The sequence below is a fragment of the Rhizobium sp. PAMB 3174 genome (assembly GCF_052908375.1).
On record NZ_CM128608.1, the window covers coordinates 2,879,536 to 2,894,338 of the forward strand.

Annotated in this window: 11 protein-coding genes; 5 read left to right on the forward strand and 6 right to left on the reverse strand. The window is 62.9% G+C overall.

All coding sequences use genetic code 11. From position 1 onward, the window contains the following. Positions 1–3: 3 nt before the first annotated feature. The 4 genes from ACU5AY_RS13820 (at position 4) to edd (ending at position 5,470) form a co-directional block, all read left to right on the forward strand. Positions 4–1,290: an NAD(P)/FAD-dependent oxidoreductase gene (locus tag ACU5AY_RS13820; protein WP_446826657.1), complete on the forward strand. Its 1,287-nt coding sequence runs from the start codon at positions 4–6 to the stop codon at positions 1,288–1,290. A 102-nt stretch (positions 1,291–1,392) separates the two neighbouring features. Next, a complete protein-coding gene (gene zwf / locus ACU5AY_RS13825) occupies positions 1,393–2,868 on the forward strand; it encodes a glucose-6-phosphate dehydrogenase (protein ID WP_446825284.1) in 1,476 nt (491 codons plus the stop codon). A gap of 10 nt (positions 2,869–2,878) precedes the next feature. Then, entirely contained in the window at positions 2,879–3,580 is a 702-nt protein-coding gene (gene pgl, locus ACU5AY_RS13830) for a 6-phosphogluconolactonase (protein ID WP_446826658.1), read from the forward strand. A gap of 72 nt (positions 3,581–3,652) precedes the next feature. Then, on the forward strand, positions 3,653–5,470 hold the full coding sequence (gene edd / locus ACU5AY_RS13835; RefSeq protein WP_446826659.1) for a phosphogluconate dehydratase: 1,818 nt from the start codon (positions 3,653–3,655) through the stop codon (positions 5,468–5,470). Positions 5,471–5,555: 85 nt separating this feature from the next. On the opposite strand, the gene ACU5AY_RS13840 is transcribed toward edd, so the two are convergent. Further along, positions 5,556–6,836: a DUF2778 domain-containing protein gene (locus tag ACU5AY_RS13840; RefSeq protein WP_446826660.1), complete on the reverse strand. Its 1,281-nt coding sequence runs from the start codon at positions 6,834–6,836 to the stop codon at positions 5,556–5,558. Between the two features lie 331 nt (positions 6,837–7,167). On the opposite strand from ACU5AY_RS13840, the gene ACU5AY_RS13845 reads away from it, so the two are divergent. Further along, positions 7,168–8,052, forward strand: coding sequence for an aminoglycoside phosphotransferase family protein (locus tag ACU5AY_RS13845; RefSeq protein WP_446826661.1), 885 nt, complete (start codon positions 7,168–7,170; stop codon positions 8,050–8,052). Between the two features lie 69 nt (positions 8,053–8,121). Here ACU5AY_RS13845 and ACU5AY_RS13850 read toward each other — a convergent pair whose 3' ends face one another. From ACU5AY_RS13850 to ACU5AY_RS13870, 5 genes are all read right to left on the reverse strand, one after another. After that, a complete protein-coding gene (locus tag ACU5AY_RS13850) occupies positions 8,122–9,213 on the reverse strand; it encodes an ABC transporter ATP-binding protein (protein WP_446826662.1) in 1,092 nt (363 codons plus the stop codon). Between the two features lie 17 nt (positions 9,214–9,230). Next, the gene (bglA, locus tag ACU5AY_RS13855; protein WP_446826663.1) at positions 9,231–10,886 is read right to left on the reverse strand and encodes a beta-galactosidase BglA; all 1,656 of its coding nucleotides are present in this window, start codon (positions 10,884–10,886) and stop codon (positions 9,231–9,233) included. Between the two features lie 33 nt (positions 10,887–10,919). Continuing rightward, complete coding sequence (locus tag ACU5AY_RS13860) at positions 10,920–12,083, reverse strand: carbohydrate ABC transporter permease (protein WP_446826664.1); 1,164 nt, start codon at positions 12,081–12,083, stop codon at positions 10,920–10,922. Positions 12,084–12,097: 14 nt separating this feature from the next. Continuing rightward, the gene (locus ACU5AY_RS13865) at positions 12,098–13,333 is read right to left on the reverse strand and encodes a carbohydrate ABC transporter permease (RefSeq protein ID WP_446826665.1); all 1,236 of its coding nucleotides are present in this window, start codon (positions 13,331–13,333) and stop codon (positions 12,098–12,100) included. A 111-nt stretch (positions 13,334–13,444) separates the two neighbouring features. After that, a complete protein-coding gene (locus ACU5AY_RS13870) occupies positions 13,445–14,800 on the reverse strand; it encodes an ABC transporter substrate-binding protein (protein ID WP_446825293.1) in 1,356 nt (451 codons plus the stop codon). Between the last annotated feature and the right edge of the window lie 3 nt (positions 14,801–14,803).

A 14,803-nucleotide genomic window follows, 5' to 3' on the forward strand; every position in this document is an offset into this window, starting at 1 on the left:
TGCATGATCTGGCAGAGCCCGATCGCACCGGGGGTTTCCTGGTATCAGTCCACAGTCGCCGATCGCCCGGAATATCCGGCGCTCGACGGCTCGACTTCTGCCGACGTCGTCATCGTCGGCGGTGGCTTTACCGGACTGCAGGCGGCCTACAATCTGGCGAAGGCCGGCACCCGCGTCGTGCTGATCGATGCCGTACGCTTCGGCGACGGCGCGTCCGGACGCAATGGCGGCCAGATGGGCACCGGACACCGGGCAGAGGTTGAGGAGCTGGAAAAGTCGCTCGGCTTCGGGCGCGCCAAGGCCTTGTTCGACCTTGCCGAAAACGCCAAGAAGCATCTGCTCGGATTTGCAGAAACACACGGGATCGACATCGAATACCTGCCGGGTCAACTCAATGTCGCCCACAAGGCCGGCTGGGAGAAGGAGTACCGGGACCACGTCGAAATCACGGCCTCTCGCTACGGCTATCCGCACATGTCCTACATGGACCGGGCGGAGACCTGCGAACGGCTTGGCTCGAAGCGCTATTTCTGCGGCATCCGCGACACCGGCACGGGCCACATACAGCCGCTGAAGCTGCTGGTCGGATTGGCCCGGGTCGCAGCCGCGGCCGGCGCCAGCCTGCATGAAATGACGCCCGCCCGATCGGTGACGCGCGAGGGCGGCAAGATCATTGTGAAGACCGACCGCGGCGACATTCGCGCCGACCGCGCTCTCATCGCCTGCAACGGCTATATCGGCCATCTCGAGCCGGTGAATGCCGCACGCGTCATGCCGATCCGCTCCTTCATCGGCGCGACCGTACCGCTCACCGATCATCCCGAGATCATCCCCGGCAACGAAGCGATTGCCGACTCCCGCTTCGTCGTGCGCTACTTCCGCAAGTCGCGGGACGGACGCCTGCTGTTCGGTGGCCGCGAGGCCTATACGTCCGACAATCCGCGCGACATCACCACGCATATCCGCCGGCAGATTGCCGAGCTCTACCCGCAGCTCAAGGACGTCGAGATGACCCATGCATGGGGCGGGTCGGTCGGCATCACCCTGCCGCGCCAGCCCTTCGCCCGCGAGGTCATGCCCGGCGTGACCGCGATCGGCGGCTATTCCGGCCACGGCGTCATGCTGTCGAATTATTGCGGCAAGCTCTTTGCAGACGACGTGCTTTCGGGCTCAGGCGAGCTCGACCTTTTGAAAACACTGAAAATTCCGGCCTTTCCGGGCGGCTCGCATCTGCGCAAGCCGCTTCTGTTCCTGGCCCTCAGCTGGTACGCGCTCCGGGATCGCTTCTGATCCCCGAGGCCGCCCGACGCATTTTTTCGCATCGCACTCTGGCCTTTTTAAATCGATTAGATTACAAGGAGGCCGAATTCTATTTTGATAGAAAGATAGCCCATGACCAGCCAGATCATTCCCGTCGAGCCCTTTGACTACGTCGTCTTCGGCGGCACCGGCGATCTCGCGGAACGCAAGCTTCTGCCTGCCCTCTACCATCGCATGCTGGCCGGCCAGCTCACCGATCCGACGCGCATCATCGGCGCATCGCGTTCGGACCTGACCCATGAAGCCTACCGCGAATTCGCCCAGACGGCGCTGAAAGAGCACCTCAAGGCCGACGAATACAACGACAAGGACGTCAAGGACTTCTGCTCGCGGCTGTTCTACGTCGCCATCGACGCCAAGTCGGACAAGGGCTGGGACAGCCTGAAGAAGCTCCTGGACGAGGGCAAGGATCGCGTCCGCGCCTTCTACCTCGCCGTGGCGCCGGCCATTTTCGGCGATATCTCGGAGAAGATCCGCGATCACAAGCTGATCACCAAGACCACCCGCATCGTCGTCGAGAAGCCGATCGGGCGTGACCTCGCTTCCGCGCTCGAGCTCAACAACACCATCGGCAAGGTCTTCCACGAAGATCAGGTCTACCGCATCGACCACTATCTCGGCAAAGAGACGGTGCAGAACCTGATGGCGCTGCGCTTCGCCAACGCGCTCTACGAGCCGCTGTGGAACTCTGCCCATATCGACCACGTCCAGATCACCGTCGCGGAGGCCGTCGGCCTCGAAGGCCGCGCAGGCTACTATGACAAGGCTGGCGCGCTGCGCGACATGGTGCAGAACCACATCCTGCAGCTTCTCTGCCTCGTGGCCATGGAACCGCCGGCATCGCTCGACGGCGAGGCCGTGCGCGACGAGAAGCTGAAGGTCCTGCGCTCGCTGAAGCCGATCGATGCCTCCAATGTCGAGAAGTACACGGTTCGCGGCCAGTACCGCGCTGGCGCCTCCGCCGGCGGCCCGGTCAAGGGCTATCTGGAAGAACTCGAAGGCGGCGTTTCCGACACGGAAACCTTCGTCGGCATCAAGGCCGAGATCGGCAACTGGCGTTGGGCCGGCGTGCCCTTCTACATCCGCACCGGCAAGCGGCTTGCCGCGCGCATGTCGGAAATCGTCATCACCTTCAAGCCGATCCCGCATTCGATCTTTGACGACGCGGCCGGCAAGATTGCCGCCAACCAGCTCGTCATCCGCCTGCAGCCGGATGAAGGCGTTCGTCAGTGGCTGATGATCAAGGACCCGGGTCCGGGCGGCATGCGCCTGCGCCACGTCTCGCTCGACATGAGCTTTGCCGAGGCCTTCGCCGTGCGCAACCCGGACGCCTATGAGCGCCTGCTGATGGACGTCATCCGTTCCAACCAGACGCTGTTCATGCGCCGCGACGAAGTCGAGGCCGCGTGGACGTGGGTCGATCCGATCCTGAAGGCCTGGGAGCAGACCGGCCAGAAGGTTCAGGGGTATACCGCCGGCACCTGGGGACCGAGCCAGGCGATCGCGCTCATCGAACGGGATGGGCGGACCTGGCACGAAGCGGACTGAAGGGAAAGCAATGGCGACCAAGCTCAACACGTTCGACAGTGGTTCCACCCTCGCCGCCGCGTTGGCCGACAAGGTTGCCGGCATGCTTTCCGCGGCGATTGCCGTGCGTGGCAAGGCGACGCTCGCCGTCTCCGGCGGCTCGACACCAAAAGCCTTCTTCAAGGCGCTCTCCGGCTGTCCGGTCGACTGGAGCAATGTGACGGTGACGCTGGTCGACGAACGGTATGTGCCGGCAGATGATCCTCGGTCGAACCACAAGCTCGTCCAGGAAAACCTGCTGACCGGCAAGGCGACGGCCGCGACATTCCTGCCGCTCTATTATGAAGCAGCCGATGCGGCTGAGGGCGCGACGATCGCCACCGCAAAGACCGCTTCCGTCATTGAAAGACCTTTCGACGTTGCTATTCTGGGAATGGGCACGGACGGCCATACGGCCTCGTTCTTCCCGGGTGGCGACAATCTCGCCACCGCGCTTGCCGCCGATACGCCGCGCGGTGTGATCGCCATGCAGGCCGAAGGCGCCGGCGAACCGCGCGTCACCTTCACTTTCTCGGCGCTCCAGGATGCCGATCTCCTGGTGCTGCATATCGAGGGCGACGGCAAGATGACCGTGCTCAAGAAGGCCGAGGAAGACGGCGCCGAAGAGGACATGCCGATCCGGGCGATCCTGCGCCGGGCCGCCTCCCCGGTCGAGATATACTGGGCGCCCTGATCGGGACGCACCACATGCGGCGGATCGATCCGCCGGCGAAAACGATAACGAACAGGATGGGATTTAAAGACCATGACTGCCGACTCCCGCATTGCCGCCGTCACCGCCCGCATCGTCGAGCGCTCCAAGCCGACCCGTGAACGCTATCTTGATCGCGTACGCGCCGCCGCCGCGAAGGGCCCGCACCGCGCGGTTCTCTCCTGCGGCAACCTCGCGCACGGATTTGCCGTCTGTTCCCCCTCCGAGAAGGCGGCTCTTGCGGGTGACCGCGTCGCCAATCTCGGCATCATCACCGCCTACAACGACATGCTGTCGGCGCACCAGCCGTTCGAAACCTATCCGGCTCTGATCCGCGAGGCCGCGCACGAGGCCGGCGGAGTGGCCCAGGTCGCCGGCGGCGTGCCGGCCATGTGCGACGGCGTCACCCAGGGCCAGCCGGGCATGGAGCTGTCGCTGTTTTCCCGCGACCTGATCGCCATGGCGGCCGGCGTCGGGCTCTCGCACAACATGTTCGACGCGGCCGTCTATCTCGGCGTCTGCGACAAGATCGTTCCCGGGCTGGTGATTGCCGCCCTCTCCTTCGGCCACCTGCCGGCGGTCTTCATTCCGGCCGGGCCGATGACCTCGGGCCTGCCGAACGACGAGAAGTCGCGCATCCGCCAGCTCTATGCCGAAGGCAAGGTCGGCCGCAAGGAACTGCTGGAAGCCGAGTCCAAGTCCTATCACGGCCCCGGCACCTGCACCTTCTACGGCACCGCCAATTCCAACCAGATGCTGATGGAGATCATGGGCTTCCACATGCCCGGCGCCTCCTTCGTCAATCCGAACACGCCGCTGCGCGATGCGCTGACGCGCGAAGCCACGAAGCGCGCCCTGGCGATCACCGCGCTCGGCAACGACTTCACGCCCGCCGGCGAGATGATCGACGAACGCTCGATCGTCAACGGCGTCGTCGGCCTGCATGCGACCGGCGGCTCGACCAACCACACCATGCACCTCGTCGCAATGGCGCGTGCCGCCGGCATCATGCTGACCTGGGAAGACATTTCCGATCTCTCAGACGCCATTCCGCTTCTCGCACGCGTCTATCCGAACGGTCTTGCCGACGTGAACCATTTCCACGCCGCGGGCGGCCTCGGCTTCCTGATCAAGCAGCTTCTGAAGCAGGGGCTGCTGCATGACGACGTGCGCACGGTCTATGGCCAGGGTCTCGACGCCTACACGATCGAGCCGAAGCTCAACTCGGACGGCACTGTCGGCCGCTACGAGGCGCCGGATGTCAGCCACGACCCGAAGGTGCTGTCGACCATCTCCGAGCCCTTCCAGGCGAATGGCGGGCTGAAGATGCTGACGGGCAATCTCGGCAAGGCGGTGATCAAGATTTCCGCCGTGAAGCCCGAGCGGCATGTCATCGAGGCGCCGGCCGTCGTCTTCCACAGCCAGCACGACATCCAGGACGCCTTCAAGTCCGGCAAGCTCGACCGCGATTTCGTCGCCGTCGTCCGCTTCCAGGGCCCGAAGGCCAACGGCATGCCGGAACTGCACAAGCTTACCCCTCCCCTCGGCGTGCTGCAGGATCGCGGCCACAAGGTGGCGCTTCTGACCGACGGCCGCATGTCGGGCGCATCCGGCAAGGTGCCGGCCGCCATCCACCTGACGCCGGAAGCGGCCGAAGGCGGCCCGATCGCCAAGATCAAGGACGGCGACATGATCCGCATCGATGCCATCAACGGCACGGTCGAGGTGCTTGTCGACAAGGCGGAGTTCGATGCCCGCCAGCCAGTGATCGCCGACCTTTCCGAAAACGAATACGGCATGGGCCGCGAACTCTTCGCACCGTTCCGCCTCGCTGCCGGCACGGCCGACACGGGCGCCAGCGTGCTCTTCTAGGCATCGCCGACAGCCAGCAGACAAACGAAAACGGCCGCGCCTGGAATGAGGCGCGGCCGTTTTTTATTGAAGATCCTGTGGTGCCTTACAGCATTGCCATGTAGCGCGGCAGTTCATCGATGCTCGGCACGACGATCACCGTCTTGACCTCGCCGCGCTTGTAGGCGGCCAGGAAGGTCGGGTAGTTCGCAAACGCGATGCAGCCGGCGGAATCGCCCGGCACGCGGCGCAGGTAGGAGTGGGTCAGGAAGCCGTTGCGACCATACATCTTCTCGCCACCGACCGGCGTCATGCGGAGGGCCTCGACGCCATGGAACAGGGCTTCGCGCTTGCTCAGGCGATAGACGTTCGGCGGGGTCGGCCCCCAGCTGTTGACGCTGATGTATTTCGGCTTGTCGCGCATCTTGCCGCGACCCGAATGGGCGACAAGCTTGCGGCCGTCGGGCATGTAGACGGTCTGTGCGGTGATGTCGTAGACGGCCACCTTGCTGCCGGGTCCCGGCAGAGCCGCCTGCTTGCGCAGCAGCGAGGGACGGACATCGGCATCGTCCATCGGTTCGTCCGGACGGGCATAGGCGAGCAGCGTCTTCGGCCCGGTCTTCTGCGGTGCCGTCTTCAGCGGGATGCTGGCGTCGCCCTTTTCGGCAACGGCTTTCGCATTGCCGGCGGAGAGCACTTCGTTGAACGGATCCTGCTTGGGCCTGACCATTGGAGCGGGAACGGCGTCAGGCAGCATGGCAAGCTCGACGGCAGACGGCTGGGCGGCGGCCGCGGCGATCTGCGCCGGCGTCGATTTCAGCGCCGGCGGAAGGCCGGACACCAGCGCACCCGGCGTCTGCGCATTTGCCAGCGCAGCAGTGGTGATCTTGCGGTCGAGATGGTTTCTCAGCGCGCTTCCGAGCGTGGTCTCGGCGGCGGCCAGTTGTGTATCGCCGTCCTTCGCAGAGGCCGACGATGCCCAGCGATTGCCGAGCGCCCGTTCCGCGATATCGGCGACAAGCGCCTGCTTCACGATGGTGCGGCCGCTGGTGTCGAGCGATTGCGCATCCGGCGTCTTCAATGCCGCCAGCGTTTCTCCCGTCGCGCGGTTGGCCGGCCGGCTGTAGCGCGTCCATGTCGTCGGGCCGGCAGGCTGGCGCGGTGCGGCCAGCAGCAGGCTCGTCCTGAAGTCTTCACTTCGGCCCGAGGATGTCGAGGAAATGCCGTGCAGCGCGCCGAGCGTCGCGGATACCCACAAGCCGACGGCGAGCGTGCCGCCGACGAAGGCTGCGCCTGACATGAGCCGTGGAAGGGCCGGCAGAACCGGAAGTCTGAAGCCCGGCTTGGCCGGGTAGTAATCGGTCGCAAACGCCATACTGAAACTCATCTACAAACAGGTTTCCGCCAGCGCGCAAAACGTCGCGCGTGTCCGGCGGTACTCAAACTCGTGGCGGATGCGGCCTTGTTCTTCACCGCGGTCACGCCCTCGGACCTGACTGGAAGGATGAAGAAACTTGGTAACCAAAGTCTTTACGGCTGCGTGAGAATTTGAACCCATCAATCATGGAGGCCGATGAATAGCCGGAAATGCGGCATTAATGTCTCACAGCCGTGGTCATTTGACGACAAGGGTCCCAACAGGCCTATGCAGGGGCGTTAATCATGCGTGAGATGCTGTCCACCAGACTCGCAACCGCATCGGCTGGAGACAGAAGAGCATGCACGAGGACAGTCTTGCGATCGACGAGTCGTCGATACGCCGCCGGCTTGCCGAACAGGCGCCGCCATGGGCGGACCTGCCGATGCGTCGCATCCATTCGACGGGAACGGACAACGCCCTGTACCGCCTTGGCGACGAACTGCTGGTGCGGCTGCCGCTGAGGGAAAGCGCAATCGCATCCCTGTCCAAGGAACTCGACTGGCTGCCACGCCTGACCGGCCTGCCGCTGGCAATCCCTCGACTTCGGCATCGCGGACGCATTGATCTCGGCAAGCCGTGCGAGTTCGGCATATTCGACTGGATCGACGGCGAAATCGCCACGCCCGAGGCGATCGCGGACGCGGATGAGGCTGCGGTGGCGCTGGCAGCGTTCATCAAGGCGCTGCAGCGACAACCGACTGAAGGAGCGCCGGTGGCCGGTCCGGAGAACTCCCGGCGCGGCGTGCCGCTTTCAGAGATGGCTGAGGCGACACTGTCCTCCATCGATCTCCTCGCCGACGAGATCGATACGCGCGCCGCGAAAGATCTCTGGGCTTCGGTTGTCGATGAACGCCATCGCTCCGCGCCCGTCTGGCTGCACGGAGACCTCAAGGCTGACAATCTGCTGACAAAGCACGGAAGGCTCACCGCCGTGATCGACTGGGGCCTGTCGGCGGTCGGCGACCCGGCGGCGGATTATGCCGCCGCATGGACCTGGGTACAGCCGGAATCAAGAGAGCAGTTCCGGGATGCACTTGAACTGGATGACGGCGACTGGCAACGGGCCAAGGGCTGGGCGCTCTATGGTGCCGTCATTGCGCTCAGCTACTATCGTGGCGGGAAAAACGAAGCCCTCTGCCGGCAGTGCCGGCTGACGCTGTCGAGGCTTGGGCTGCTGATTTGATCCGAGAAATAAAACGGCGGCGGATGATATCCGCCGCCGTATCAAATCCGGTAAGTGGAAACGTACCCGTCAATCCATACGGTAGGTCTTGCCGTCCGCGTTGAACAGATGGAGCTTGGAGGGATCGGCGGCGAAGCGCAGGCGGTCGCCCTTGTTGACCTTCAGGATGCCCGGCACCTTGGCGATGATCGGTTCGTCTTCGGTGAGGCCTTCGACATAGATCAGCGTCACTTCGCCGAGCGCTTCGACGATGGCGGCGTGGCCTTCGAACAGGAAGTCGTCGCCTTCGGCGATCGTCAGGTCTTCCGGACGAACGCCGAAGCTTGCCTTCTTGCCCTTCTCGTTTTCGTTGGTGGTGATCGGAACGGTCACGGACTTGCCGTCGGGCAGAAGGACGGTCGTCTGCGCACCCGCCGCGGTGATCTCGGCCGGAATGATGTTCATGGCCGGCGAGCCGATGAAGCGGGCGACGAAGAGGTTTGCCGGACGCTCATAGAGTTCGAGCGGCGGACCGACCTGTTCGACGCGACCGGCGGAGAGCACCACGATGCGGTCGGCGAGCGTCATTGCCTCGACCTGGTCGTGGGTGACGTAGATCATCGTCGTGTCCGGCATGCTCTCGTTGAGCTTGGCGATCTCGATGCGGGTGGCGACGCGCAGCGCGGCATCGAGGTTCGACAGCGGCTCGTCGAAGAGGAAGACCTTCGGATCGCGGCAGATGGCGCGACCGATGGCAACGCGCTGGCGCTGGCCGCCCGAAAGCGCCTTGGGCAGGCGGTCGAGGTAAGGCTCGAGCTGCAGCATGGACGCGGCCTTCGTCACCCGACGGTCGATCTCTTCCTTGCTTTCGCCTGCGATCCGCATGCCGAACGCCATGTTGTCGTAGACGGTCATGTGCGGATAGAGGGCGTAGGACTGGAACACCATGGCGATGCCGCGTTTCGACGGCGGCACATCGTTGACCACCATGCCGTCGATCTGCATCTCGCCACCGGTGATGTCTTCCAGCCCGGCAATCATGCGCAAGAGCGTGGACTTGCCGCAGCCGGACGGCCCGACGAAGACCACGAATTCGCCCTGTTTGATCTCAAGATCGATGCCGTGCAGAACCTTCACCGCCCCGTAGGACTTGCGGATATCCTTCAGAACCAGACCTGCCATGCCGTCCTCCCTGTTATTTACGCCCGCCGGGCGAAGTATGCGCCCCACGCCGGCAGTTCCACCGTATTATCATTGCGCGCGCTGTCGAAACCGTGACCTTCGAGCGTTGCCCAGTTGCCTGCCGGCAGGCTTGCCGATGCAGCGGTCTCGCTCATGTTGAAGACGCAGAGAATGCTCTCGTTGCCGAGCTCGCGTCGGTACATGAGGAGGTCGCCTGCATCCTCGAAATGGATCGTGCCCTTGCTGAGCGCCGGCAGCTGCTTGCGGAAGGCCATGAAGCGGCGATACTGCTCCATCACCGAGCCGGCGACGCCCTGCTGGGTATCGACGGCGCGCAGCGTGTGTTCCACCGGGATCGGCAGCCAAGTCTTCTCGGCCGTGCCGCTGAAGCCGGCATTGAGCGCGTGCGAATCCCAGACCATCGGCGTGCGGCAGCCGTCGCGACCCTTGAACTCCGGCCAGAACTGGATGCCATAGGGATCCTGCAGGTCCTCGAAGGCGATATCGGCTTCCGTCAGGCCGAGTTCCTCGCCCTGGTAGATGCAGACCGAACCGCGCTGCGTCATCAGGACGGCATTCAGCATCTTTGCGAAGGCGTCGCGGTCGACGACTTCCGCACCCCAGCGGGTGACGTGGCGCACGACGTCATGGTTGGAAAACGCCCAGCAGGCCCAGCCCTCGGGCGCGGCGGCCATGAAGGCATCCTGCGTGTTGCGGACCACTTGCGGCGTCAGCGGCTCGGGCGCCAGGAATTCGAAGGCGTAGCACATCTGCATCTTGTCGTCGCCGGAGGTGTATTCGCCGACGATCTCAAGACCACGCTGGCTGTCGCCAACTTCGCCGACGGCGGCAATTGCCGGGTATTCCTCGAGAAGCGCGCGGAAGCGCTTGAGGAAGGCGATGTTTTCCGGGCGGTTCTTGTCGTAGATGTGTTCCTGGAAATTGTACGGATTGACCGCAGGCGCCGTCGAGGCATTGCGGCGCTCTGGCGCCAGCGGCGGGTTGTCGCGCAATTCCTTGTCGTGGAAGTAGAAGTTGATTGTGTCGAGGCGGAAGCCGTCGACGCCGCGCTCCAGCCAGAAGCGCGTCGCGCCGAGTACGGCGTCCTGCACTTCCGGATTGTGCAGGTTGAGGTCGGGCTGCGAGGTCAGGAAGTTGTGCATGTAATACTGCATGCGCGTCGGGTCCCACTGCCAGGCGGACCCGCCGAAGATCGACAGCCAGTTGTTCGGCGGCGTACCGTCGGGACGCGGATCGGACCAGACGTACCAGTCGGCCTTGGCATTGTCGCGGCTCGACCGGCTCTCGACGAACCAGGCGTGCTGGTCGGAGGTGTGGGAGATCACCAGATCGATCATCACCTTGATGCCGAGGCGATGGGCTTCCGCGATCAAGGCATCGAAATCGGCCAGCGAACCGAACATCGGATCGACTTCGACATAGTTCGACACGTCGTAGCCGAAGTCTTTCATCGGCGAGGCGAAGAACGGCGAAATCCAGATCGCATCGGCGCCGAGATCGGCAATATGGCCAAGCCGCGCGGTGATGCCCTTGAGGTCGCCAATGCCGTCGGCGTTGGAGTCCTGATAGGAGCGCGGGTAAATCTGGTAGATCACCGCGCCGCGCCACCAATCCTTGTCGGGCGCTGCGGCGGATTGCGTCATTTCAGTCATTTCGGGTCCTTGTGAACAAACGATATGGGGTCATCAGCCGCCCTTCACCGAACCGGCCAGAAGACCGCGGACAAGGTAGCGCTGCATTGCAAAGAAGACGGCGAGCGGGACTGCCATCGAAACGAAGGCGGCCGTGGCCAGAATTTCCCAGTTGCCGCCGCGCGTTCCGAGAAGCTCGACGATCTGGTTCGTCATCACCGTCGTGTCGCCGGTCGCATCGATGAGGAAGACCTTGGCGACAAGCAGATCGTTCCAGGTCCACAGGAACTGGAAGATCGCGAAGGATGCGAGCGCCGGGAAGGACAAGGGCAGCACGATGCGGGTGAAGATCTGGAAGTCGGTTGCGCCATCGACCTTGGCGCACTCGATGATGTCGCGCGGAAGCCCGACCATGTAATTGCGCAGGAGGTAGATGGCGAGCGGCAGACCGAAGCCCGTATGGGCGAGCCAGACACCGAGATAGCCCTTGCCGATGCCGATCTCCAGATGGAGACGCAGCAGCGGAATGAGCGCCAGCTGCAGCGGCACGACCAGCAGGGCAACGACCGCCGCGATCAACAGGGCTCGTCCCGGAAAGCGCATCCAGGCAAGAGCGTAGGCTGCGAAGGCTGCCACGACGATCGGAATGATGGTGGCAGGAATGGTGACCGTCAGCGTATTGAAGAAGGCCTTGGCCATGGAGTCGGTGCTGTTTCCGGAAAACAGCACATGGCGATAGTTGTCGAGCGTGAACTTGGGCGGCGCGGAGGCTGTCAGGAAGACGCGCTCGCCGCGGCTACCCTTGAACTCGGTATTGCTTTCCAGCCGGTAGTCACCGTTGTCCTGAACGGTCAGACGGCCGTCCTTGCCCATGTCGGCGGTGTCACCGGGATTGTATTCGGAAATCTTCAGCGAGGAGGTGCCCCAGGCCGAGATATCCGACTTAGCATTCTCGTTGTTGTCGTCGAAGAGGTTGCCTTCAATGACGAAGACATTGCCATCCTGCTTCTGCTTGGCCGGCTCGGCCGTCCTCAGCATCATGTTCTGCTGCTGGGGAAAGATCGAATCCCACCAGCCGCTCGACGCGATCTGGTCGGAGGTGCGGAAGGAGGAGATGAACAGTCCGAGCGTGGGGGTGAGCCACAAAATGACCAGCAGCGCGACGGAGATATGAACCGCCCAGACGAGACCGGATTTTTTTCGTGTGAACGTTGCCATGGCTTAGCCCTCCCTCATCGCATTTCCTTGCGGGCGCTGTAGACGTTCCAGACAAGGATCGGCAGCACCAGCAGCATGATGACGATGGCGGCAGCGGAACCCACGCCCCAATCGCCGGCAACGAACAGTTTGGAATACATGTAGTTGGCCAGAACCTGCGTCTGCCACTGGCCATTGGTCATGGCAAAGACGATGTCGAAGATCTTCAGGACCACCAGCGTGATCGTGGTCCAGACCACGACGACGGTTCCCATGATCTGGGGGACCTTGATCTTGAAGAATATCTGGAAGGGATTGGCGCCATCGATGACGGCGGCCTCGATCGTTTCTTCCGGGATGCCGCGAATGGCCGCCGACAGGATCACCATGGCGAAGCCGGTCTGGATCCAGATCAACACGACCATGAGGAAGAAGTTGTTCCAGAACAGGATCGTCAGCCAGTTCTGCGGCTCGCCATAGGCGTATTCGACGAAGAACAGTTCGATGATGGAGCGGAACGACAGGAAGATCAGCCATACACCGATCAGCGCGGCAATGGCGCGCAGGCCGATCATCCATGCCGGCGTATCAGGCTGATGCGGCCGGCGCGAGACGAGAGGCCAGATGAGATTGAAGATCGCATAGGCGACGAACGCCGCGAAAGCGAGAAGCAGCAGCATCGGCACGATGCGCAGGACGATGACCGAGCCGATACCGCCATCGAAGGACAGCCACATGGCATTGAGAATGCCGATCTGGTCCTGCCCGGCGGGGCGGGCGTCGTAGACGAGCTTGAAGATTACCGATGCACCGACAAAGGAAATTGCCATCGGCATGAAGATCAGTGACTTGGCGATGCTGCCCCAGCGGATGCGGTCGGTCAGCTGGGCGGCCAGAAGGCCGAAGGCGGTGGAGGCCGCCGGCACGATGACGAGCCAGAGCAGGTTGTTGCTGACCGCTTCCCAGAACTTGGCCTCGGAGGCCATGCGGGTGTAATTGGAAAGGCCGATGAAAGTGCCATCGCGGGTCGTCAGCGACAGCCAGATGGTGGCGACAACCGGATAGGCGAGATAGAGGCCGAGGGCAAAAATGGCCGGGAAGAGAAACAACCAGGGCCGGATCATGTTGGCGCGGTTGATGTTACGCCCGGCGTGCGAGCCTTTGGCTGGAAACAGAACCTTGTCGAGAAAGACATTCGACAAATAGAAGTATCCAAGACAACCACCAACGCCGATGACGATGGTGATCACAGCCTGAAATGCCGGATTCATGGTGCCCTCCCAAGAGATACCAATAAGTCATTGCTCACGACTTTTTTTGTCTTGTCTCCTGCCCAGCGTACAGATCGCCGGGCAGGAGAAGTCTTTTCAAGTCGCGAGGACTTACTTCTTGATACCGTCCCAGGCCTTCTGGATGGTGTCGGCGACCTGCTCGGCAGACTTGCCGCCCACATAGTCAACCATGCCCGTCCAGAACGCGCCGGCGCCGATGGCACCCGGCATCATGTCGGAACCGTCGAAGCGGAAGGTGGTGGCGTTGAGCAGGATGTCATTCATCTTGCGCACCGTCGGATCGGTGAAGACTTCCGGGTTGACGCCCTTGTAGGGGGTCAGGAAGCCCTTCTGGGCCATCCAAATCTCGTGGGCGATCGGGGTTTCAAGGAACTTGATGAAGGCTTCCGCGGCCTTGCTGTCCTTGGTGATGGTGAAGGTGGTGCCTGCACCCAGAACCGGCTTGCCGAGGTCCTTGTCAGCATAGGCCGGGAAGTAGAAGAAGTCCGCATCTTCACCCACAACCACGTCTTCCGGGAAGAAGGACGGGATGAAGGAGGCCTGGCGGTGCATGTAGCACTGCGGCGGCGAGGTGAAGAGACCCTTGGGGCTGTCGCGGAAGTCGGTGGAAGCCACTGCACCGGCGCCGCCGGCGACGAACTTGTCGTTCTTGGCGAACCAGCCGAAGTCATTGATCGCGTTGATGACGATCGGATCGTTGAACTTCATCTCGTTGGAAACCCACTTGTCGTAGTTTTCCGGCGTGGTGGTGCGCAGCATCATGTCTTCGACCCAGTCGGTCGCCGGCCAGCCGGTGGCGGCGCCCGAACCGAGGCCGATGCACCAGGGCGTGCCGCCGTCGGCAACGATCTTCTCGGTCAGCGCCTTCAGCTCTTCCATCGTCTGCGGCACTTCATAGCCGGCATCCTCGAAGTTTTCAGGCGAATACCAGACCAGCGACTTTACGTCGGCCTTGAAGGGGAAGCCGTAGAAGGCCTTCTCGCCATCCTTGCCGGCATAGGTGCCGAGATCGGCCCAGGACTGACCAGCGGCGTAGTTTGCAACGAGCCAATCGGATGCTTCCTTGCCAAGCGGCGTCAGGAAGCCGCGCTTGGCCATGTCGGATGCGAGGCCGGGCTGCGGAAAGACGGAGATGTTGGGCGCGGAGCCGGCTTCGAGATCGACGACGACCTGCTGCTCGAAGGAGTCGGAACCCGTATAGCGCACGTCAGCGCCTGTCGCCTCGGAGAAATAGGCAAGAACGCTCTCGAAAAGCGCCTGGTCGGGACCAAGCCACGGACCGAAGATGGTGAGCTGCTCACCCTTCAGGTCGGTCTTCTTCAGTTCTTCATAGCTGTCCCAATGGAACTTGCTGTCTTCGCCCGGCTTGAATTTCAGCTCGGCAGCGCCTGCCACTCCCGCAGAGAGCGCCACAGCGGCAACAGTCATCAGCAACGAATATTTCATGAT